Consider the following 21216-nt stretch of genomic DNA (forward strand, 5'->3'; position numbering starts at 1 on the left):
GGTCCTTGCAGAAAGGCGCGCAGTCTACTCACTTCACCGAAGCCCCAAAAGAGGGCATCAGAGAATCTAGCCAATCATCAATGGTGACTGTAAAGACGCCATCGCGAGCAAGCTCGCTCCCACAGGGACGGCGCTGTACCTGTGGGAGCGAGCTTGCTCGCGATGGGGCCAGCACAGAGCCCGCTGAATCAGAACTTGATGAAATGCTTGCGGTAGTGCTGCAGCTCGGCGATGGATTCGCGGATGTCGTCTAGGGCCAAGTGGGTGCTGCCCTTTTTGAAGCTGTCGCGCACGTCCGGTGCCCAGCGTGCGGCCAACTCTTTGAGAGTCGATACGTCGAGGTTGCGGTAGTGGAAGTAGCTTTCCAGGGATTTCATGTGCGTATAAAGGAAGCGACGGTCCTGGCAGATGCTGTTGCCACAGATCGGCGATTTGCCCTTTGGCACCCATTTCTCTAGGAAGGCGATGGTCTCGGCTTCGGCCTCGGCCATGCTGATGCGGCTGTCACGAACGCGTTGGGTCAGGCCCGAGCCGCCGTGTTGACGGGTGTTCCACTCGTCCATGCCGGCGAGGATCTCGTCACTGTGGTGGATGGCGATCACCGGGCCTTCGGCCAAGGTGTTCAGGTCACTGTCGGTGACGATGGTGGCCATCTCGATGATGACGTCGGTATCAGGGTTCAGACCGGTCATTTCCAGGTCGATCCAGATCAGATTCTGCGGGTTTTGCATGTGTCGGCTCCTAGGCAATGCTGCGCAGTTTAGCCTAGGCAACCGGCGGGGCGTGCTAAACTCGCGGCCGTTTTACCTAATCGTTGCATTCTTGATACGGAACACCCATGGCCAAACGCCAACTCAATCGTCGTCAAAACTGGCGCATCGAAAAGATTCAGGGCGAACGCGCTGCCCGCGCCGCCAAACGCGAGTCCTCAGCTGTCGAGGCACTTGAGGGTGGCGACCTGGGCCCCGAACAGACGGGCCTGGTGATCGCGCACTTTGGTGTGCAGGTCGAAGTCGAAGCGCTCGATGGCGATTTGGCGGGCCAGGTGTTCCGCTGCCATTTGCGCGCCAACCTGCCTGCGCTGGTGACCGGCGATCAGGTGGTGTGGCGTGCCGGCAACCAGGGCATCGGCGTGATCGTGGCGCAACTGCCGCGTAAAACCGAACTTTGCCGTCCGGACAGCCGTGGCCAGCTCAAGCCTGTTGCGGCCAACGTCGACATGATTGTCATCGTCTTCGCTCCGCTGCCCGAGCCTCACGCGAACCTGATCGACCGTTACCTCGTCGCCGCTGAGCACGCAGGGATTCGTCCGCTGCTGCTGCTGAACAAATTCGACCTGATCGACGAGCAGAACGCCCCGGCGCTGAATGCCTTGCTGGCGGTTTACCGCACGCTGGGTTATCCGGTGCTGGAAGTCTCGGCGCACCACGGTAATGGCATGGAGCAATTACAGGCGCAACTGGACGGGCACATCAGCGTGTTCGTCGGCCAGTCCGGCGTCGGCAAATCCTCGTTGGTCAACACTCTGTTGCCTGAAGTCGAAGCCCGTGTCGGCCCGCTGTCCGAGCTGTCCGGCCAGGGCACCCACACCACCACCACCGCGCGGTTGTTCCACTTCCCCGGTGGCGGTGAGTTGATCGACTCCCCGGGTATTCGTGAATTCGGTCTGGGTCACGTCAGCCGTGCCGACGTCGAAGCCGGTTTCATCGAGTTCAACGACTTGATCGGCACCTGCCGCTTCCGCGACTGCAAGCACGACCGCGAACCGGGTTGCGCCCTGCTCAAGGCGCTGGAAGAAGGTCGCGTGCAGCAGCAACGGATGAACAGTTATCGGTCGATCATCGCCAGTTTGCCGGAAACCAGCTACTAAACAGTCGCGCCCACCGCCCCGACACTGACGGGACGGTGGGCCGCTTGTTGCGACCTACACACTTCCCCACGGATTAAACGTCAGACACCTCTGTAAGACTTCGGCGCGCCCACTTGAAGGACTCGTCTCTTTCACCGCGCAGGCCTTGTTGCGGCCTCTCAAGTGCATACATTCAAGCCCTCTTCGCATTCCGGCGATACCGAGGGACACCCATGCAAACCTATCATTTGTTCATCAGCCACTCGTGGAACTACCCCCACGCCCACGACAATCTGGTGCGACTGCTCAACGCGCAGGCAGGCTTCAGCTTCAAGAATTTTTCGGTGCCCGAGGACAACCCGATTCTCGGCGCGAAAACCGACAAACAACTGTTGGAAGCCATCGAAAACAAAATCCGCCCCTGCTCGGCCGTGCTGATCATGGCCGGCATGTATTCCACCTACAGCAAGTGGATCAACAAGGAAATCGAGATCGCCAAGCGGATGGGCAAGGTGATCATTGCGGTCAAACCGTTTGGGGCAGAGCGGATTTCCACGGTGGTGCGTGAGGCGGCGCACGCCGAATGTGCGTGGAACACCAACAGCATTGTCAGCGCCATTCGTCTGCACACGGCGGTGTAACCATGCGCAAGGGACTGTTCATCGGCATTAATAACTACAGCCATGTTTCGCAATTGAGCGGTTGCAACAGCGACGCGATGGCCATGGCCTCGGTGCTGGAACGCCACGCCAACGGGCGTCCGAACTTCAGCAGCAAGGTGCTGACCTCGGCAGAGGAAAACCTCACTCACAACCACCTGAAGCAGCAGATCCAGAGCCTGTTTTCCGGTGACTGCGATGTGGCGCTGCTGTACTTCGCCGGTCACGGCCAGTTTGATACCAGCATCGATGAAGGCCTGCTGATCCCTCAGGATTTCGGCCAAGGTGTTGAAGGCATCCGCATCAGCGACATCCTCAACTGGGCGGAAAACGCCCCCCACATCAAGAACAAAATCATCATCCTCGACTGCTGCCAGGCCGGTGCCGCGGCAGCCATGCGCGGGTTGCGCGGTGGCAGCAGCGTGATCAGCGAAGGCATGACCATTCTCACGGCCTGCAAAAAAGACCAGGTTGCACTCGAAGGTCGCGGCCACGGCGTGTTTACCGATCTGCTGCTGCAAGCGTTGCACGGCGGAGCCGCCAATGTGCTGGGCAAGGTCACTCCCGGCAGCGTGTATTCATTCGTCGACAATGCATTGGGCGCATGGGAACAACGGCCGGTGTTCAAGACCAACGTCTCGCAATTTGTCCCCTTGCGCGAGGTCACGCCACTGATCGCCGAAGAGACCCTGCGCAAACTCAAGGACTGGTTCCCGGAGCCCAGCCATGTCTTTGCACTCGACCCCAGCTACGAACCCACCGAAACATCGTTCGACCCGGAACACGGCGAAGTCTTCGCCCAATTGCAAAAGTGCAATCGCCACAGCCTGATCGAACCGGTAGACGCCGAGCACATGTACTACGCCGCCATCCATTCCACCGGCTGCCGACTCACCGCCCTCGGCGCCTATTACCGCGAACTCGCGATCAAGGGACATTTCTGATGCCAGTGTTTATCAGTTACCGCCACACCGATCGCGTCCATGCGATGGCCATTAACACCCGCCTGACGCAGGCAAACATCAAGACCTACCTCGATGTGCTGGACGCGGAATCGCAGACCACCGAAGACATCACCACCGTCATCACCCGCAACATCACCGAATGTACACACCTGATGGCCGTGGTGTCGGAGCAGACCGCGCAGTCGTGGTGGGTGCCGTTTGAAATCGGCGAAGCGACCATCAGCAATCGCCGGATCTGCTCTTACAAGATCGGGGCCAGCGCACTGCCGCTGTACCTCGATAAATGGCCAAAGTTGAGCGGTGAGAACGATATCAACTTCTTTATCGATGCCTATCGCGAGGAGTTGCTCTCCAAGCGCTCAATGGGGCTGGAGTCGTTCAGCGAATCCGTTCGCGGCACTTATAGGCGTGATGCCGATCTGTTCCACGACCAGCTCAAGAACCGCATTCGACGGGGTTTCTGACAGAGACAAAAAAGCCGCGATCATCTCGCGGCTTTCTGACCTTCAGCGTGCGGCTTTTTCCAACCTCCAGCCTAAGGCATCCAAGGCATCACAACCGTCCTGGATCAACACGTGGGCTGCATTGGCGAAATGCTCCAGGTCGTGACCTTCGGCGTCTTTTATACACAGACACACGACGCTGTTGAGCAGATTACGGGCAGCTTTCATGCGGTGTGTGGCGCTTTCAAGAAGATCGGAAGCGCGGGCTTCGGTGTCGATGTACAGCGTAGGGCCGACGCTGAAAATTCAGATCATTCCTACAGCCACTAAGCAAACATACAGCCTTCGGAAGCACCGGCAGAATCACGACGCATCAGGCGACAACCTTAGTTTTCAACATGAATGTGAGCGTGCATGCGCGCAAGAAAGTCGTCAGTTAAAGCCACGTTACTTAAAGAAAATCGTTGATTTTTCTCTTTCATATTAACGACAAGCGACTTGAAAAAGAGGTTTCGACGAACATGGACTGAACGTATTTCCTCCCTACGGATCAACTCCTGCCGCTTATAACCAACAGCCTCATCGCGAAACATCAACCCTTGCGGGACCACTGAAATACTAACTTTATAATCACGCTTTGAAAAACTAAAAATCACACTCAGGGCAACACTCACGAGTATCGAAACTCCAATGGGCCACCCTATCACGTAGCGCCCTAGCGACAAGAAAGGAAAAAATATGAGCCCAAGCATTGCGAAAGTAACAACATAACTTACACACGCCCAAGAAAGGTGTGTAAAGCCGACATAAGGATTCCAAACTGCACGCATAATTTTTCCTTGAGTTTATAGTGCACGAGACAACACCACATTAATATGAGCGCCTGCAAATTGTATTTACAGCAAACCTCGATAGCCTTAGCGGCAATGAAAAAACAACAAGATCTAAATATCCAGCATTTTTTCGTGTTCTAAATCGACAAGTCGTGTAGTAGGCCCGTCGGATTTCAGGCGTTCGGTGACAACACGGGGCCACAAATTGTGAGAGCGATGTTTGGCGAGGCTGTAAACCAGTTTTTGGATTCGATTCATGGGGTAGAAAATCGGCTTTAATATTATTTTTATTGCGTCACTCCCGCTTATGTAGTTTTCGTCGCCAGCCTCCTTTTCCACCTGTTTTATTGGCATCCGTATCGGCATAAAGCTGTTGCTTATTTTAGGTCGCATAGACAACTGACTTTTCACAAACGTATCCGACTCGCTGTGATAACCCTGTTCATCGAACCAGGGACCATTGTTCATATAGGCGCGTAGGTACTCCCAAAAGCCTTTTTGCATCCTCAGTGTTTTACCAAATGGCGCACCGAGACTGACCATCAATACCTTGTCCGGTTGTTCGAATTTCCACACCCGAATTTCAAGCGAAGCGTTTTGGATACCACTTAAGTGGGTGCCGGCCAGCTGAAATTCGTCGACCTCGGCGCAAAGGCCCTCCCATGAGGCGTGAAACAGAACGCCATCGTGATCGATGTACACTTCCTGAGCGCGGCGATTAAACACAATCGGCAGTGGTAAAGGGCGACGGACTTCCCATAGAAATACCACCAAAAACAACAGAGTCGTTACCCCCAATTCTATGAGGACACTCTCCGATATTCCGTAGAGCATCAATAGCAGTTCCAGACATATCATTGCGACTGTTAACCACCCAAAGAAACCGGCCAGACGCCCTCGATCCGGATCACCGGCGTCTTGCAGTGTTAAGTAATCCTCCCTGTGCTCATCGGTAATAAATAACGCTATTGGTTGTTCACCAGTGGGCTTGTCAGCTTCAAGTATTACGGCAGAGGCACTATCGTGCAGTTGTTTTGACTTATTCATATACATGCTCATTCCATGATGTACATCATTGTTAGCTTCGGACCAACGAGTAGAAAGCAGATCAACTTTCCTTCGATAGAGCACAACCCTGCTCATTTTCCATATCGACAAGGCGTGTAGTGGGGCCGCTGGCCTTCAGGCGTTCAGCGACAACTTTTGGCCAAAGGTTGCGGGAGCGCCGTTTGGCAAGACTGTAGGTGAGTTCTTGAATTCGATCCTGAGGGTAGAGCAGTGGCTCGATTATCAGTTTTGCAACATCACCGGCGCCTAAGTAGTTTTTCCCACCCGCATCCTTCTTCGCCTGTTTTAACTGCGCCAGTGTTTGCTTGAAGCTGTCGCTCATTTTGGGTCGCACGGATAGCTGGCTTTTTACAAATGCATCCGACTCACTGTGATTACCGTTCTCGTCGAAATAAGGACCATTGTTCATGTATGAACGGATGTATTCCCAAAAGCCTTTCTGCATCGTCAATGATTTGCCGAAGGGCGCACCGAGGCCGATCATCAGAGCCCTTTCCGGTTCTTCAAATTTCCACACCCTAATTTCCAATGAAGCGTTTTGCATGCCCCCTATTTGGGTGCCGACCAGTTGGAATTCATTGGCAACGGCTGAAATGCCATCCCATGGAGCGTGGTAAAGATCGCCCTCATGATCGAAGTACACTTCGCGAGTTCGGCGGTTAAACAGGATGGGCAATGGCAAGGGGCGAAGGATTTCCCAAAGGAAAGGCACCAGAAATAGGGTTACACCTGCAGAAAACGTCATATAGGTGATGTCGAACTTGCCTTGCATTGCCCCTATAAGGCCAAGTCCCACCAATGCGCAGCCCCCCATTCCGCCTAACACACCTGTTAGCATTCCTCGATCAGAGTCGCCACCGGCCTGCAGGGCCAAGTAATGCTCGGTGTGCTCATCGGTAACAAACAGCTCCATCGGCTGTTCCCCTGAAGGTTTATCCCCTTCAAGCGTGACAGTGGGTGTAGCACTGTTACGTAGTGTCTCTTGCGTATTCATATCCATGCTCGTTCCATGATTTTTACCGCTGGCAGCGTCAGTCCTTCTTGTGGGGAATAGATCAACTCGCCTTCGATACGTCGCAAGTCCCTCACACCATCCTCATGGTACACACGACGATATAGGGTGACGTCAGCCGGCATAGGAATGCGGGTACCACTGTGTCGGGCAAAGTCTTTGCCCGTCCATTCGACCTTTTTTACCTGATCGGAATGATAGCCAAGTGTGTCGCCCCAAACTTCAATGCCCTTGAAGTGAATCATGGCGTCGGTAAGTGGATTTTCTTCCGGTAGTTTCAGCATCAGATACGTAGAGGTGACTTGCCCTTGATAAGGGCTCATCTCTGACAGTCGGAAGGCATCAAAACTTATGGGAAACAGGACGGGGTACAGCTCATCCATGGACAGGCTATAGCTGTGGGACCAAGTGTCGTGTGGACGGATACCAAAGCGGCTGTTCTTCACCCACTGCTCCAGCGGCGAGTCTGCCATATAAAGCCGAGCAATGACCCCGCCTACAATCACAAACGCGAGACCCAGTAGCTTGAAACCCAGGTGTGGTACTACGTTGAGTCCTCTGGCAATAGTCGCTGCATCCCCGGCTATCACAGCAGCCCGCGCGACTCGTAGCGCCCGGAACGCCTGAGCCTGAATCTTGATACTGGCCAGCGAAGCCCCAGCCACAACCAAGTTCGCCGTCATGGCATCGAAGTCACCCGCCTTGTAGGCCTCAAACGCGTCTACCCCGTAAAGCACGACGTCGAATGCCAGAAAGACGCCTTGCGCCCAAGCAGTAGTGGCCGCCCGCCCTAACGCCTTGACCAAAAATAACCGTGATGAAACTGAAGCGCTACCGCTCTGGCGGACGGCTGATGCCCAATCAACCTCGGCCATTCGCTGAAATACAGCAGCAACTGCGGCACCAATGCCAATCGCTGCCCCGGCAGTGCTAAATACGCTTTTGTAAGTCCGCTTATCAAAAAGCTGATCTCCCGCCCAAACAAAATTTCCTCCCGCCACCAGCGTCACAATCGACTTGATCGGCGCCTTACTCAGCGCACTTTTCAAATCAAACACACTGCTCAATTCAACCCCCGCCGCCAAATTCACCGGCAACGGTGGCAGCTTGGTGCTGGCCGGGGCCAAATGCATGAACGGGATACCGTCAGCCACCCCACTTGGCAGCGGTGCGACGCTCAAATGCGCGGGCATTGACTGGCGAGTCCCCATCAAATCGCTGTACCACTCGCCCAACTGACGCGGCGTGACGCCCGAAGTCTGGATGCGCTGGTCGCTGCGGGCCAGCGCTGCCGCCATGTACAAACGCCCCGCCGAACCAGTGCCCTTTTCACCCTGATGCAATTGCAGCCCAGCCACCGGGGCAATGGACAGAAATAGGGCCTCAATGCTTGAGGCAGGCTTGTGTTGCTTCAGTTTGTCGGCGGTCTTGTTCAGCGCATCGGCATAACCAAAGGCTCTGGCGAGTTTACTGGCGCCCTCTTGCAGGGCTTGGTTGTTGTCGCGAGCCACATCGCTCAGATCCACAAGGTATTTGATTTCGCCAACACCCAGCCGTGACGGTAACCCGAGCAATGCCCAAAGCAGCCATGGCTTGCCGGCCTTGTCACCTTCCAGGCTGAGGGTAATGGCCTCGGCTCCGATACTGGTGCTGGCCGGCCCGAGGCAGGCCTCGGCGAAATGCAACTCCAGTGCCTCACGCGCCATCGACTGGGTTATGTCGAAATGGCCACAAGCCGTGTCCATGCTCGACGGTCCAGCCAATTGCAGGGTGTTGAACCACGCCACCCAGAGTTGGGCCAAACGCCGCATATCAACGGCATATCGATCATTCTGGATTTCTTGATCTTTCCACGCTCGCTGGAGTTCGTCATAGCGGGTGATGGACGGCAACTGTGCGCTCAATTGGCGGTCGCCTTCGCTCAGTGACTTGATGACACCGGCCATTGCCCACGTTTCAGCGTGATGTTCCTGGTAACTGTCGAACGCCTCTTTTCGCACACGCATTAACGCAGCAAGGTCGAGCAGCACGCCCCATGCATCATCAATGACGGCGTAACTCTGCTGTTCGCAGCGCCCCATCTGTTTGAGCACTTTCAACCAGTCGGGGGCATGCTCCGTTTCGGGCTCCCCGCTCCAACCATAGCTCGTCGCATCGTTGTATTCGCCAATCTGCTTGACGACGGTGTCGACTTGACCACTGAACGGAGCAACGCCCGGCACAAAACTGCGCATGATGCGCTGCCGGACGACGGGATCTTTTCTGGCAGCCTGGTATTGCGCCTCACTCCAGCGAATGGGCGACCAAACCAAGCCGGCAGGATCGCCCGCTCTCAACACCAGGTGAGGTTTGACTCGGGTGTCGATCACCTTGCCCGCTCGCGGGGTTTGGGTGAGCTGTGCTTTTTCGACCTGATACTCCACCAACTTGGATGGACTGCTCTCCCAGACGTAGAGCCAACCGTCGCGCAATAAACGCGAGGTGTAATTGAGCGCATGCCCGGTCAAATCAGGATGACGAGGCCCTAACTTGGGAAACGAGCCGCTCAACGCCGGCAAGTCGTAGGCATCCGTATCGACAGCGACGGTTGGGCCGAGAGCGTATCGCAGGGGCAAAACGGCAGCGAACAACGGACAGCTTCCAACGCGGATTTTATTCTGGGCGCTCATGGGTTTTTCTCCGGGTTGGCGGGAAGGCTCAGTGCATGCAGAAGCGGCTCAGGCAGGGTGATTTGCGGGGCCAGACCTTTATTGGCCGGTGCTGAGTCGAATTCCGGCGCTTCGTTTTCCCAGGCGCACACTGACGCGTTGTCATGGCGCAGCCAGACGCTTTCCACACCAAACCAAAAGCCTGCTGGCCATTGCGCTCCAGCCAAACAGGCACGTCGCAGAACCGTGCCATCCGCCAGGCGCAGCCATAGCTCTCGCTGGTATGCATCAAATATGCGCAACCGACGCTGCAGGATCGGCAGCCATTGTTGGGCACTTTGTGGTGTAGCCAGCCAAACACTGTGTTGCAAATCAGAGCCACCCCACCAAGCGGCGTAGGCTGCGCTACCCAGTGAGGCATTGAGCAGAAATGGCCCCGCTGCGCCAATCGGCTCGTAGGCGGTCCCCTTGAAAAGCGATTGAGGAGCGTCGGCGCCGTAGTGCTGATGAAGCCAATCGATAGCGTCCTCATACTGGGCACCGTCAATCAGGAGCAGGCCTTTGTTCGGGGTGATCGGGGTGATCGGGGTGATCGGGGTGATCGGGGTGATCGGGGTCATGCTTCAGCCCTCTCTGTTACCAGATGTTCCTGGGCGGCATCGCATACCGGGCAAATGCCGGATTCGGCCTCACGAAAGACGATGTTCTGTTTGAGCAGGGCTTCCATCGGGAGGTGTCGATAACCATTGCCTCGGCAGCGTGGGGAACTACTGACAGTGCCGTCTGCCCGGGCAGACCCGCGACCGGCGAGCCACCTTCAACAATGGCCACGCTGCTGAAAATCCCGGCGGCGTTGATCACGATGTGCTGACCGCCACACTCAAGCGTCAAGCTCGAATCGCCCTTGATCACCACATGGCTGGCGGTGACATGCGCGTGAGGGCCTGCCTGAATCACCAGCGTGCCCTCTGCCGTCGTGCTGCTGTTGCCGCTGATGGTGGTCAATTCATTGCCGCCAATCACGGTGTTGCGCGCACCTTCGGTGGTGTGCAACTCATCGCCCTTGATCAAGCTGGCGCTGTGGTGGTCGACCTGCTCGAAGCGGTCGTTGCTGATCAGGCTGTGGCTGTCACGGGTGATCTGTTCGCGGCGGTCGTTACCAATTTTGGTATCGCTGTCGTTGAGGATCAGTTGTTCGAGGTCGCGTTGGGCGCGCAGGTAGATTTTCTCCTGCCCGGCGCGGTCTTCCAGCGACAGTTCGTTGTAACCCCCGGTGTGCGGGGAGCTTTGGCTGCGCAAGACGGTTTTGGTTTTATGTTCGGGCAAGGGGTATGGCACCGCATTGACCTTGTTCGGCGCGCACCCGGTAATGAACGGATGATCGGGATTGCCGTCCAGAAAAGTGACGATAACCTCCATGCCGACACGCGGAATCGTCATCGCGCCAAAATGTGGCCCCGCCCAGTGCGTCGAGACGCGCAGCCAGCAGCTACTTTTTTCACTGTTGAATTCGGCCCGGTCCCAAGGCAGTTCGACCTTCACGCGACCATATTCATCACAGTAGATTTCTTCGCCGGCGGGCCCGGTGACGCGGGCGGTCTGACTCACCAGCAGCGTTTTGCGTGAGCGCATCGGCGGCCGGTAAATCACGTCCCATGGCAGGACGCTGAAGCTGTTGCGGTAGCCTTGGGTAAAGCCGTCTGCGGGTTGGACGTCGCTGGTGATGGCCTCTTCCAGTGACTGAGGCTGCTTTCCGCAGTGCGTCACGCTGAGCAACAGCCACAGCTCGTTGCAGGTTTTGCGCGGGTGTTCGGTCAGGTCAAAAAAGTGGCCACTGCGCAGGCTCGGCTGATCGCTCTGGCCCTCGATCAACTGGTAGTCGGCACGGTGTCGCTCCAGCGCTTGGCGAACATGTTGTTTGCCGCGTTGTTCGTTATCGGTCAAAACCCGGTAACGGTAGTCTTCAAGCTCAGGCGTGAACTCGGCCGTGAAGCGGTTTTCCAGCAGCAGATTCGGGTGTTGGAAGTCGTAGTGCCGGCGCGTGATGGTGCTGGTGCGGGTGCTGAAGCGCATCGAGAACTGGCTGACGACCGGTTCGTCAGCCACCATGCCGGAGTCTTGTTGATAAGCGGTTTCGCCCAGTTTGGGAAACCAGGTCTGATCGTCGGTGAACACCAGCACATGGCCTTGAGGGGAATGCTGGTAATGCCACGCGATGCCGTCTTCGGCGCACAGCCGCTGGACGAACTCGTAATCACTTTCCCCATATTGCGTGCAGTACTCGCGCTCGGGGCTGGTACTGACATGGAAGGTAAAGGCATCGGCCTGAATGCCATGGCCTTTGAGCACCTTGGTAATGATTTGCGGCACGGTCAGGTGCTGGAAAATCCGTTGGTCGTAGCTGAACTGCAAATAATGCAGCGCTGGCACTAGGGTCAGCTGATAGCGGGTCAGACGTTTGCCGGATTCGCCGACAAGCACGTCTTCGATGTAGCCGTGAAGACCTTCGCCGTGATGACCGAATTCTAGAAAGGCGGGTTGGCTGAGCAGGCTCTCCAGATCAAAATCCGGGTGTTCGCTGACCAGTTCAACGCGGATCGCGTACAAGGCGCTGATGGCCTCTACACCGTCAAAGGCGAGGACTTTGAAATCATTGCGAACAGCCGGGATGTATAGCGTGAAATGCGCCGTATTGGCCGAGCCGAACATACGCTTATCCTTAAGCAAAGAGGAAATGAAGCGCGATGTCCAAACCGTTCATGGTCCGTGCACGCGAAATGGGCGCGCACGGTACCAACGGGGGGCAATACATTGATGCCGGACAACTCCGCAAAACGCGTAAGATTTTTCCCGACCTCAGATCGACACGGGAGAATGGCCGACAATCGCCCTCACAAACGACAGGCACAAAAAAGCCGACATCGCTGTCGGCTTTTTTGTGGGTCACTGCTTCGGCGGTTCAGCCGGTTTCGGTGCCGGGTTTTCAAAGATATTCAGACGTTCGCGAAGCTCATGGGCCGGCAGCGGTTCTTTATCCGCCGGCAAAGCGTTCGGATCAACTGGTTTGGCCGGCACTTCGCCCGGACCGCCCTGCCCTTGTGCTGCGGGGGTATGTGGCGGCTCTGGCGCAGGTTCTGCACCTTGCGAACCTTCGATGGCCTTTTGGGCTTTCTTGGTCAGAACCACGATGTCGATGCGGCGGTTGACCGGATTGAACGGGTTCTCACGGTCGAACAGCGCCGACGAGGCGTAACCGACCACTCGCGCAACCTGTTGATCCGGATAGCTGCCGGCGACCAGCGCACGACGCGCGGCGTTGGCACGGTTGGCCGAGAGTTCCCAGTTGCCGAAGTCACCGGTCCCCGAGTACGGCTTGGCATCGGTGTGGCCGCTGATGCTGATCTTGTTCGGCACCGCTTTGATGGTGTCGGCCATGGCCAGCAGGATGTCTTCGAAGTACGGTTTCAGACGCGCTGAGCCTGAGTCGAACATCGGGCGGTTTTCGGCGTCCATGATCTGGATGCGCAAACCGTCCTGCGTGATCTCGAACAGGATCTGGTCCTTGAATTTCTGCAGCTGCGGATTTTCGTCGACCTTGTTCTGCAATTCTTGCAGCAACAGTTCCAGGCGTTCCTTCTCAACCTGCTCGGCCATGCCTTCGACCTGTTCGGTGTCGACAGTGACGCGGTCTGGCTGCGGCTGGGATTTCACTTCGGGGTTGAGGGTTTTCTCCGGCGCCAGAGTTGGGGAACCGCCCAGATCGATGATGTACGGCGTGCCACTTTCGGTAAAGCCGACCGGGTCCTTGAAGTAACCGGCGATGGCAATCTTCTGTTCCGGTGTGGCGGTGGACAGCAGCCACAGCACCAGGAAGAACGCCATCATCGCCGTCGCGAAGTCCGCGAAAGCGATTTTCCAGGAACCGCCGTGATGCCCGCCCGCGTATTTCTTGACGCGCTTAATGATGATCGGCTGGTTATTTTCCATACAGAGTGCTCTGTCTCACAAATACTGTTCCTTTTTGACGGTGCCTGTTGTCGCCATACGGCGTTGCCGCTCCTCGCCATAGCAAGCTATGACTCGTCGCGGCGCCTTGTCTGGCAACAACAGTCACTCGCCAAAAAAGGAACGTATTTGCAAAACAGAGCACTATCGACCGCGAACCGCTTGTTCCAGCTCAGCGAAGCTAGGACGATGCGCCGGGTACAGGACCTTGCGACCGAATTCCACGGCCAGCGATGGCGGCATGCCGGACGCCGAGGCCACCAGCGAAGCCTTGATGGCCTCGTAGACGTTCAGCTCTTCCTTGGCATCGTGGGCCAGGGCATGGGCCAGCGGGCCGAAGAAGCCGTAGGCGGCGAGAATACCGAAGAAGGTCCCCACCAGTGCCGCACCGACGTGCACGCCGATCATTTTCTGATCGCTTTCACCCAGAGAAGCCATGGTCACCACGATACCCAGTACCGCCGCGACGATACCGAAACCTGGCATGGCGTCAGCAATACCGTTCACTGCGTGAGACGGGTGATCGAGGTCTTCCTTGAGGCTGGTCAGTTCCATGTCGAACAGGCCTTCCAGCTCATGGGGCGCCATGTTGCCGGAGGACATGATGCGCAGGTAATCGCAGATGTACGCGGTCATGCGGTCATCTTTGAGCACCGCCGGGTACTTGGCGAAGATCGGGCTCGCGGCCGCATCTTCAATGTCGCCTTCGATGGCCATCATGCCTTCGCGGCGGCTCTTGTTGAGGATCTCGTAAATCAGCCCCAGCACTTCAAGGTAAAAAGTGTGGTTGAAGCGCGAGCTGAACATCCCGAAGGCTTTCTTCAGAACGTTTTTGACCATGTGGCCAGGGTTGGCTTGCAGGAATGCGCCAAAGGCTGCACCACCGATAATCATCACCTCGAAAGGCTGGATAAGGGCAGCAATCTTGCCGTGGGAGAGCACGTACCCGCCGAGCACGCTCGCGAATACGACAATGATGCCGAGAATTTTAGCCATAGGTAGGAGAGCACTTACTGAGTCGGGTTCAAGGTCATATTCGGAGGTCGAAAAATCTCTTCTTCTCCTTATCGGCAAAACTGCGCCAGACTATAGCCCGATCGAGCGAAAAGCTAATTTAGCCTACTCCGGGCATAGGTAATGCAGACGAAGATTGCGTCCAACCATGGCTAACCAGACGAACATTCCCACTCAAAAACCAACGACACTTGAAGGCTGGGTCAAGCTTCTCGATGCCGTGCGCCTGCCGGTCCCGCAAGACAGCCATGACCGTGTCTGCAAGGCCATCGCCGATAACCGCAGCTCGCTGCGCGATATCGCCGAACTGATGCAAGACAGCCCGGCCCTGGCCTTGAGCATCATTCGTGAAGCCAACCGCCATACCCATGGCAGCATGACCGAGCCTGCGGAAAACCTGGAAGTGGCGATCAATCGTCTTGGTTTGAAGCGCACCGAAGAACTGCTCGCCCGTCTCCCGGCCGAACCCCAATCGCAGATCCCGCTTGCCTTGCGTCAGTTGCAGTTGATCAGCCAGCACGCGACGCAACAGGCCAATGGTTTTTTTGCCAGTCGCCTGGCGCGGCTGTGGCAAGACATTCATTGGGGCAGCCTGCTGTTCCTCTCGCCGCTGTGGCCGATGGCGTTGACCTATCCGCAATTGCTTGAAGAGTGGGAACTGCGAGTCATCCATAAGGGTGAATCGGCGCGCAAGGTTGAAAAACAGTTGTTCGGGGTGCGCCTGCTCGATATTTGCCAGGCCCTGGTGACCATTTGGCGCCTGCCGGTCTGGGTGGAACAGGGTTATCGGCTGCTGCTGACCGAGCAGCGTGAACTGGTCAAAGTGCTGCGCATTGCCCGCGACAGTGATCATCCGTTGCGCCAGCAAAACCGCCTCGATGACGATCCGACCCTGCGCCGTTGGCTCAATCAGCCGGCCAATACCGTGCTGCTGGCCAACGGTCTGGCGCTGTCGGCGCAACAGGCCTGGGACAGTCCGCACAGCGAGCGCTGGCAATACCTGACCAGCCTTTACCTGCAAATGCCCATGGCCGAGGTGCAACAGCAATTGCACCAGCAGGCCGCTAATAGCGCCCGACTGCATGCCATGCCGGACCTCTGGCACCCCGCTGTTTCGCTGCTCTGGCCGTCGGGCATGAACCGTGTCCATGCCGCCTTGTTACCGGCCCCGGCGCCAACCACCGAAGACCTGGCGAAATGGCGCAGCCAATGCGCCGAGTTGCTGGTGGAGCCAAGCCCGTTCACCAACGCGATGCACTTGACCACCTCCGCCCGGGACGCGTTGGTCGCGTGTGGCATGCGTCGGGTAATGATCTTGATGGCTGACCGCACGCACGCCAATCTGCGGGTACATCAGGTTGCCGGTTTGCCAACAGAAACGGCTGGACTGAATTTCGTGGTGAACCAAAGCTCCGTGCTGCAGCGATTGCTCTCCCAGCAAGCCCAGGTGCGCCTGACACCGGCCAACACCGCGCAGTTCTCGGCGTTGTTGCCTGGCAACCTGCGCGCGCAGTTCCGTGGCGAACACGTGATCCTGCGTTCGCTGGTCAATAATGGTCGGGTGATCATGGTCGTGGTGGCGGATCAGGGCGGCGGGCCGTTCTCGGAAATCACCGTGCAAGCCTTCGGCAAAACCGCGCAGTGCATCGAGAAAGCCTTGAACACCTTTAGCCACCGCGGCCAATGACGCTGCGCTACAATCCTCCCTTTTGTGCCCTGGAGACCTCACATGTCTGACTTCTCTGGCTTGCCGCTGGTGATCGAGCCGAGCGACTTGCTCCCTCGCCTCGAGGCCCGCAATCTGATTCTGGTAGACCTGACCAGCAGTGCCCGCTATGCCGAAGGGCATATTCCCGGCGCGCGTTTTGTCGATCCGAAACGCACGCAACTCGGTCAGGCGCCGGCACCGGGGCTGATGCCGCCGCAAGCGGCCCTTGAAGCGCTGTTCGGCGAGTTGGGCCACAACCCCGACGCGGTGTACGTGGTGTATGACGATGAAGGTGGCGGCTGGGCCGGGCGTTTCATCTGGCTGCTGGACGTCATCGGCCACAGCAAGTATCACTATGTCGACGGCGGGCTGACGGCCTGGCTGGCAGAAGGCATGCCGATGTCGATCCAGATCCCGCCCCCCGCTGGCGGCCCGGTGAAACTGACCCTGCACGACGAACCCACCGCGACGCGCGAGTACCTGCAAAGCCGTCTTGGCGCCGCCGACCTGGCGATCTGGGACGCACGCGGCCCCCTGGAATTCTCCGGCGAAAAAGTGCTGGCGGCCAAGGCCGGGCACATTCCGGGCGCCGTCAATTTCGAATGGACTGCGGGGATGGATCAGGCGCGCAACCTGCGCATCCGCTCGGACATGCCGCAGATCCTCGAACAGCTAGGGATCAGCAAAGACAAAGAAGTCATTACCCACTGCCAGACTCACCACCGTTCTGGCTTCACTTATCTGGTGGCCAAATCCCTCGGTTATCCGCGGGTCAAAGGCTACGCCGGTTCCTGGGGCGAATGGGGCAACCACCCCGACACCCCCGTAGAGATTTAAGGTTTAAGGACAGTTAATGAACAAGCGTCTGTTTATCCTCAGCCAATACCTGTTGCCCCATCACTTGCTCTCGCGACTGGCCGGCTGCATTGCCGAATGCCGCGTGCGCTGGTTCAAGAACGCCTTTACCGCCTGGTTCGCCAAGCGTTATCAGGTGGACATGTCCCAGGCGCTGGTCGAAGACCTGACTGCCTATGAGCACTTCAACGCCTTTTTCACCCGCGCCTTGAAAGACGGCGCTCGTCCGCTGGACGATACCCCGGGCGCGATCCTCAGCCCGGCCGATGGTGCGGTCAGCCAGCTCGGCCCGATCGAACACGGTCGCGTGTTCCAGGCCAAGGGCCACAGCTTCAGCGTGCTGGAGTTGCTGGGCGGTGACGCGGCCAACGCCGCGCCGTTCATGGGCGGTGATTTCGCGACGATTTACCTGTCGCCGAAGGACTACCACCGCGTGCACATGCCGCTGGCCGGCACCCTTCGCGAAATGGTCTACATCCCGGGCCGGATTTTCTCGGTCAACCAGACCACCGCCGAAAACGTGCCGGAACTGTTTGCCCGCAACGAGCGTGTGGCGTGCATTTTCGACACCGAGCGCGGGCCGATGGCCGTGGTGCTGGTGGGCGCGATGATCGTTGCGTCGATCGAAACCGTCTGGGCCGGGCTGGTCACGCCGCCGAAACGCGAACTGAAAACCTTCCGCTACGACGAAGCCGCCCGCGCGCCGATCCATCTGGAGAAAGGTGCGGAACTGGGTCGCTTCAAACTGGGTTCGACCGCTGTCGTGCTGTTCGGCCCGGACCAGGTCAAGTGGGCTGAAGAACTGGCGGCCGGTTCGCCGGTGCAGATGGGCCAAGGCATAGGTCTGCCAAACGCCTGATTCATTGATCCGCCCTTTCGAGCGACTTCGACAGGGCGGACATCATCGGTGGCGAGCCTTTTTGGTTGTCCGCGCTGATGGACATAGCTGCTACAGTCAGGTCATTCACTGCCCATTGACCGGCTGGAGTTTTTCCACGGCATGAATGAGACCAGTCCCCACCTGCTGCTAAGCGCCCCCGTCCCCGCGCAACTGCGCCTGACGTTCTGCGAAGCCACCCCGCGCGACCTCAAGCGCTGGATCGCCGCCCTGCCCAAAGCCAACATCGGCGAAACCGCCCGCCTGCTCTATCAAGCCCTGGGCGAACTCAACCAACTGCTGACACCCAGTGCCAATCGCCTGCCCCTGCTCGAGCTGCTCAGGCCCGAGGTGTATTACGTCTGCAAACACCTGGAGCGGCATTTCCTGCACCAGGCGATTGTTCTCGACGAGCGTTCGCGCAAGATCGCCAACCTCTGCCAGGCCCTGCAAGGTCAATTGGCGATTGGCTACAAACAGATCGTCATCCGCATCTCTCCACGTTTCAGCAAGGACCGTGCGCCGCTGCTGGCGCAAGCGTTGCAGCGGGCCATTCATTGCTTGAATGGTCAGTTGATCCGCGCCACTCAGCTCTACTGCCCGGTGCCGGACGGTGTGTGGCTGGAGTTGCATCAGCTGTACCGGATCGGCTGCGAACATCGGCTGCAACACCTGAGCCTGCGCGATGAACTGGCCAGCCAGACGTCCTCCCTGAACGTCGAACAGACTTACGCCGTCGCCCTGCTGCTGGGCGCTTCACGCTGCAATCAATTGCGCCAGAACCAGATCGCCCGCCTCGCCGAAGCGCTGGAAGGCTGGAGTCATCGGGTCAAACTGCAGGCCGATGGATTGTTCGCCGTCGCCCCGGATCTCGACACCGGCCCGCGCTACCGCGCCAAGTTCCGGGCCGAACAGCAGGCCGGTTTGCTGGGGATTGATCCGCAGCCACTGGTCGACGCCATCGAAACGCACTTGCAAGGTAGTAACGACAACTTGCCCGTGCCGGCGGGCCTTAGCGCGGACACGCTGCAACACCTGCACGCCGCCTGGGGCCAAGCGGCCGAGCGCAGTTTTCAACGAACGGCCGGTCAAGGTACGTTGACCCTGTGCGTGGGGATGAGCGCGCTGCACTTTTATCTGGGCGGGCAGCGCTCATTCAGCGACCTGTTGAAAAACCCTGGCAACCGACTCGCGCAGTTTTCGGCACTGCCTGCGGCCAGTCGGGGCAACGACCCATGGCATCAGGCGTTCGATGCCGCGTCCCAGGGCACTGGCGATGACTTGCTGCCCTACGAAGAAATTGAATACCCGCACCTGCAGAACGACGACAGCCAAGAGGCCGACAGCCACCGGCATTTTCCGACCTATGCCCTGCCCGTCATCAATCACAGTCCCGGTGGTTATTGCCTAGCCTGGCCCCACGCGGTGCCCGCCGAGTTACAGGCCGGTGAAATGGTCGGAATCGAGGATTCAACCAATAAAGGCTGGAGCATTGCGGTCGTGCGCTGGATTCGTCAGGTGCGCGGCGGCGGTACGCAGATGGGCATCGAGCTGGTCGCGCCCTTCGCCGAGCCTTGCGGGCTGCAATTGGTGCGCAACCGGGATGACCACAGCCAGTACTTACGCGGATTGTTGCTGCCGCAAATCAGTGCCATCGACCTGCCCGCCACCGTCCTCGCCCCGCGCTTGCCGTTTCAGGAAGGCAACAAGGTACTCATCAACACCAACGGCCAGGAGCACCGGGCCGGGCTGGATCGGCGGGTGGCGAGCACCCACAGTTTTAATCAGTTTGCGTATCGGTCGCTGGAGGCGGGCAGAAACGACAACGCCGCGGGGAGCGGCGTTGAGGAGGTGTTTGATTCGTTGTGGCCTTCGCTGTGAGGGTCAGTCTTTGAGACCGCGGCGCGCCCTTCGCGAGCAAGCCCGCTCCCACATTTAACCGCGTTATCCCTGTGGAACACGGTTGAATGTGGGAGCGGGCTTGCTCGCGAAGACTGACTATCAGGCGCTACAAAACTCAGAGCTGCCCGTCACGATCCCTGAAACCCAACAGGTACAACACGCCATCCAGCCCAAGCGTGGAAATCGCCTGCTTCGCCGACTGTTTCACCAATGGCTTGGCCCGGAACGCCACGCCCAACCCGGCAATCGCCAGCATCGGCAGATCATTGGCCCCATCGCCGACCGCGATGGTCTGCTCCAGACGCAAACCTTCTTTATGAGCGAGCTCACGGAGCAGATCCGCCTTGCGCTGCGCATCGACTATCGGCTCGACCGCAACACCGGTCACCTTGCCGTCGACCACTTCCAGTTCGTTGGCAAACACATAGTCGATACCCAGCTTGGCCTGCAATTGCTTGGCGAAGTAGGTAAACCCCCCCGACAGAATGGCGGTCTTGTAGCCCAGGCGCTTGAGTTCGGCGAACAGGGTTTCGGCACCTTCGGTCAGGCGCAGGGACGTGCCAATCGAGTCCAGCACGCTGACGTCCAGACCTTTGAGCAACGCCAGACGTTCTTTGAAGCTCGCACGGAAATCCAGTTCGCCGGCCATCGCCCGCTCGGTGATTTCAGACACCTGATCGCCCACACCGGCGGCCTTGGCCAGTTCGTCGATCACTTCGGCTTCGATCAATGTCGAGTCCATGTCGAACACCGCCAGCCGACGGTTGCGACGGAACAGCGAATCTTCCTGGAAGGCGATGTCGACGTTCAGTTCCTGCGCAACGCTGAGGAACTCGGCCCGCAGGGCCTGCGGATCGGCCGCTTCGCCACGCACGGAAAACTCGATGCAGCCCTTTCCCTTGTCGGCCGGGGTGTCCAGCGGCATGCGCCCGGACAAGCGATCGATGTGATCGATGTTCAGGCCATATTTAGCGGTGATCGAGCTCACGGCCTGCAATTGTCCGGCCGTCACTTTGCGGGTCAATAGCGTCACGATGTGGCGTTTTTTGCCCTGGTTGCCGACCCACTGCTGGTAATCCTCTTCCGACACCGGCGTGAAGCGGACCTGCTGGTCGAGCTCGTAGCCCTTGAACAGGATGTCCTTGAGCACCGATTTGCCTTGCTCGGTATCCGGAATTTCAACCAGGATGCCGAACGACAGGGTGTCGTGGATCACCGCCTGACCGATGTCGAGAATGTTCACACCACCCTGGGCCAGAACGCCGGTAATGGCCGCAGTCAGACCCGGACGGTCGACTCCCGTGATGTTTATCAGGACGATTTCGCGCAAGGCGCACCCCCGCAAGTGGAAAAAAACCGCATTCTACCCACTTTCAGT

The 21216-nt window shown here is 58.0% G+C and carries 19 protein-coding genes; 8 read left to right on the forward strand and 11 right to left on the reverse strand.

The genetic code is table 11. The features are described from left to right. Positions 1-188: 188 nt before the first annotated feature. A complete protein-coding gene (gene orn / locus NL116_RS29405; RefSeq protein WP_007995036.1) occupies positions 189-731 on the reverse strand; it encodes an oligoribonuclease in 543 nt (180 codons plus the stop codon). A 107-nt stretch (positions 732-838) separates the two neighbouring features. Here orn and rsgA point away from each other — a divergent pair, with 107 nt between their 5' ends. From rsgA to NL116_RS29425, 4 genes are all read left to right on the forward strand, one after another. Continuing rightward, entirely contained in the window at positions 839-1870 is a 1032-nt protein-coding gene (rsgA, locus tag NL116_RS29410) for a small ribosomal subunit biogenesis GTPase RsgA (protein WP_074873186.1), read from the forward strand. Between the two features lie 212 nt (positions 1871-2082). Then, complete coding sequence (locus tag NL116_RS29415; protein ID WP_494375113.1) at positions 2083-2490, forward strand: TIR domain-containing protein; 408 nt, start codon at positions 2083-2085, stop codon at positions 2488-2490. 2 nt (positions 2491-2492) lie between these two features. Beyond that, positions 2493-3452 (forward strand): caspase family protein, encoded by a 960-nt coding sequence (locus tag NL116_RS29420; RefSeq protein ID WP_494375114.1) that lies wholly within the window; start codon positions 2493-2495, stop codon positions 3450-3452. Beyond that, entirely contained in the window at positions 3452-3937 is a 486-nt protein-coding gene (locus NL116_RS29425) for a toll/interleukin-1 receptor domain-containing protein (protein WP_494375115.1), read from the forward strand. The genes NL116_RS29420 and NL116_RS29425 overlap by 1 nt, the downstream gene beginning before the upstream one ends. Positions 3938-3979: 42 nt before the next feature. Here the strand turns inward: NL116_RS29425 and NL116_RS29430 are convergent, their stop codons facing one another. The 9 genes from NL116_RS29430 to motA all read right to left on the reverse strand — a co-directional run bounded on the left by NL116_RS29430 (position 3980) and on the right by motA (position 14478). Continuing rightward, positions 3980-4222, reverse strand: a complete 243-nt coding sequence (locus NL116_RS29430; RefSeq protein WP_494378154.1) for a hypothetical protein — start codon at positions 4220-4222, stop codon at positions 3980-3982. Between the two features lie 80 nt (positions 4223-4302). Next, entirely contained in the window at positions 4303-4746 is a 444-nt protein-coding gene (locus NL116_RS29435; RefSeq protein WP_494375116.1) for a hypothetical protein, read from the reverse strand. A gap of 114 nt (positions 4747-4860) precedes the next feature. Beyond that, on the reverse strand, positions 4861-5796 hold the full coding sequence (locus NL116_RS29440) for a hypothetical protein (RefSeq protein WP_494375117.1): 936 nt from the start codon (positions 5794-5796) through the stop codon (positions 4861-4863). 61 nt (positions 5797-5857) lie between these two features. Continuing rightward, entirely contained in the window at positions 5858-6817 is a 960-nt protein-coding gene (locus tag NL116_RS29445; protein ID WP_494375118.1) for a hypothetical protein, read from the reverse strand. Next, on the reverse strand, positions 6808-9498 hold the full coding sequence (locus NL116_RS29450; protein ID WP_494375119.1) for a toxin VasX: 2691 nt from the start codon (positions 9496-9498) through the stop codon (positions 6808-6810). The genes NL116_RS29445 and NL116_RS29450 overlap by 10 nt, the downstream gene beginning before the upstream one ends. Continuing rightward, positions 9495-10097, reverse strand: coding sequence for a DUF4123 domain-containing protein (locus NL116_RS29455; RefSeq protein ID WP_494375120.1), 603 nt, complete (start codon positions 10095-10097; stop codon positions 9495-9497). Before NL116_RS29455 ends, NL116_RS29450 begins: the two co-directional genes overlap by 4 nt. A 16-nt stretch (positions 10098-10113) precedes the next feature. Continuing rightward, positions 10114-12186, reverse strand: a complete 2073-nt coding sequence (locus NL116_RS29460; RefSeq protein WP_494375121.1) for a type VI secretion system Vgr family protein — start codon at positions 12184-12186, stop codon at positions 10114-10116. Positions 12187-12420: 234 nt separating this feature from the next. Then, positions 12421-13464: a flagellar motor protein MotB gene (gene motB / locus NL116_RS29465; RefSeq protein ID WP_494375122.1), complete on the reverse strand. Its 1044-nt coding sequence runs from the start codon at positions 13462-13464 to the stop codon at positions 12421-12423. A 162-nt stretch (positions 13465-13626) separates the two neighbouring features. Further along, complete coding sequence (motA, locus tag NL116_RS29470; RefSeq protein WP_027921997.1) at positions 13627-14478, reverse strand: flagellar motor stator protein MotA; 852 nt, start codon at positions 14476-14478, stop codon at positions 13627-13629. A 166-nt stretch (positions 14479-14644) separates the two neighbouring features. On the opposite strand from motA, the gene NL116_RS29475 reads away from it, so the two are divergent. The 4 genes from NL116_RS29475 to NL116_RS29490 all read left to right on the forward strand — a co-directional run bounded on the left by NL116_RS29475 (position 14645) and on the right by NL116_RS29490 (position 19817). Further along, a complete protein-coding gene (locus NL116_RS29475) occupies positions 14645-16183 on the forward strand; it encodes an HDOD domain-containing protein (protein WP_494375123.1) in 1539 nt (512 codons plus the stop codon). Between the two features lie 42 nt (positions 16184-16225). Then, positions 16226-17041 (forward strand): rhodanese-like domain-containing protein, encoded by an 816-nt coding sequence (locus tag NL116_RS29480; protein ID WP_494375124.1) that lies wholly within the window; start codon positions 16226-16228, stop codon positions 17039-17041. A 16-nt stretch (positions 17042-17057) separates the two neighbouring features. Further along, on the forward strand, positions 17058-17918 hold the full coding sequence (gene asd / locus NL116_RS29485) for an archaetidylserine decarboxylase (RefSeq protein ID WP_494375125.1): 861 nt from the start codon (positions 17058-17060) through the stop codon (positions 17916-17918). Between the two features lie 141 nt (positions 17919-18059). Beyond that, entirely contained in the window at positions 18060-19817 is a 1758-nt protein-coding gene (locus tag NL116_RS29490; protein ID WP_494375126.1) for a cyclic-di-GMP receptor FimW-related protein, read from the forward strand. Between the two features lie 136 nt (positions 19818-19953). Here the strand turns inward: NL116_RS29490 and serB are convergent, their stop codons facing one another. Next, the gene (gene serB / locus NL116_RS29495; protein ID WP_494375127.1) at positions 19954-21168 is read right to left on the reverse strand and encodes a phosphoserine phosphatase SerB; all 1215 of its coding nucleotides are present in this window, start codon (positions 21166-21168) and stop codon (positions 19954-19956) included. Positions 21169-21216 lie beyond the last annotated feature (48 nt).

Source organism: Pseudomonas sp. FBCC-B1667, assembly GCF_059133255.1.

What these genes read in the sequence shown, in the direction of transcription:
- NL116_RS29415 (WP_494375113.1), top strand. Translation starts at nt 2,083, where the DNA reads ATGCAAACCTATCATTTGTTCATCAGCCACTCGTGGAACTACCCCCAC.
- NL116_RS29450 (WP_494375119.1), bottom strand. Translation starts at nt 9,498, where the DNA reads ATGAGCGCCCAGAATAAAATCCGCGTTGGAAGCTGTCCGTTGTTCGCT.
- motA (WP_027921997.1), bottom strand. Translation starts at nt 14,478, where the DNA reads ATGGCTAAAATTCTCGGCATCATTGTCGTATTCGCGAGCGTGCTCGGC.
- NL116_RS29435 (WP_494375116.1), bottom strand. Translation starts at nt 4,746, where the DNA reads ATGCGTGCAGTTTGGAATCCTTATGTCGGCTTTACACACCTTTCTTGG.
- NL116_RS29460 (WP_494375121.1), bottom strand. Translation starts at nt 12,186, where the DNA reads ATGTTCGGCTCGGCCAATACGGCGCATTTCACGCTATACATCCCGGCT.
- asd (WP_494375125.1), top strand. Translation starts at nt 17,058, where the DNA reads ATGAACAAGCGTCTGTTTATCCTCAGCCAATACCTGTTGCCCCATCAC.
- NL116_RS29445 (WP_494375118.1), bottom strand. Translation starts at nt 6,817, where the DNA reads ATGGATATGAATACGCAAGAGACACTACGTAACAGTGCTACACCCACT.
- NL116_RS29420 (WP_494375114.1), top strand. Translation starts at nt 2,493, where the DNA reads ATGCGCAAGGGACTGTTCATCGGCATTAATAACTACAGCCATGTTTCG.
- rsgA (WP_074873186.1), top strand. Translation starts at nt 839, where the DNA reads ATGGCCAAACGCCAACTCAATCGTCGTCAAAACTGGCGCATCGAAAAG.
- NL116_RS29440 (WP_494375117.1), bottom strand. Translation starts at nt 5,796, where the DNA reads ATGAATAAGTCAAAACAACTGCACGATAGTGCCTCTGCCGTAATACTT.
- NL116_RS29425 (WP_494375115.1), top strand. Translation starts at nt 3,452, where the DNA reads ATGCCAGTGTTTATCAGTTACCGCCACACCGATCGCGTCCATGCGATG.
- NL116_RS29475 (WP_494375123.1), top strand. Translation starts at nt 14,645, where the DNA reads ATGGCTAACCAGACGAACATTCCCACTCAAAAACCAACGACACTTGAA.
- orn (WP_007995036.1), bottom strand. Translation starts at nt 731, where the DNA reads ATGCAAAACCCGCAGAATCTGATCTGGATCGACCTGGAAATGACCGGT.
- NL116_RS29490 (WP_494375126.1), top strand. Translation starts at nt 18,060, where the DNA reads ATGAATGAGACCAGTCCCCACCTGCTGCTAAGCGCCCCCGTCCCCGCG.
- NL116_RS29480 (WP_494375124.1), top strand. Translation starts at nt 16,226, where the DNA reads ATGTCTGACTTCTCTGGCTTGCCGCTGGTGATCGAGCCGAGCGACTTG.
- NL116_RS29455 (WP_494375120.1), bottom strand. Translation starts at nt 10,097, where the DNA reads ATGACCCCGATCACCCCGATCACCCCGATCACCCCGATCACCCCGATC.
- motB (WP_494375122.1), bottom strand. Translation starts at nt 13,464, where the DNA reads ATGGAAAATAACCAGCCGATCATCATTAAGCGCGTCAAGAAATACGCG.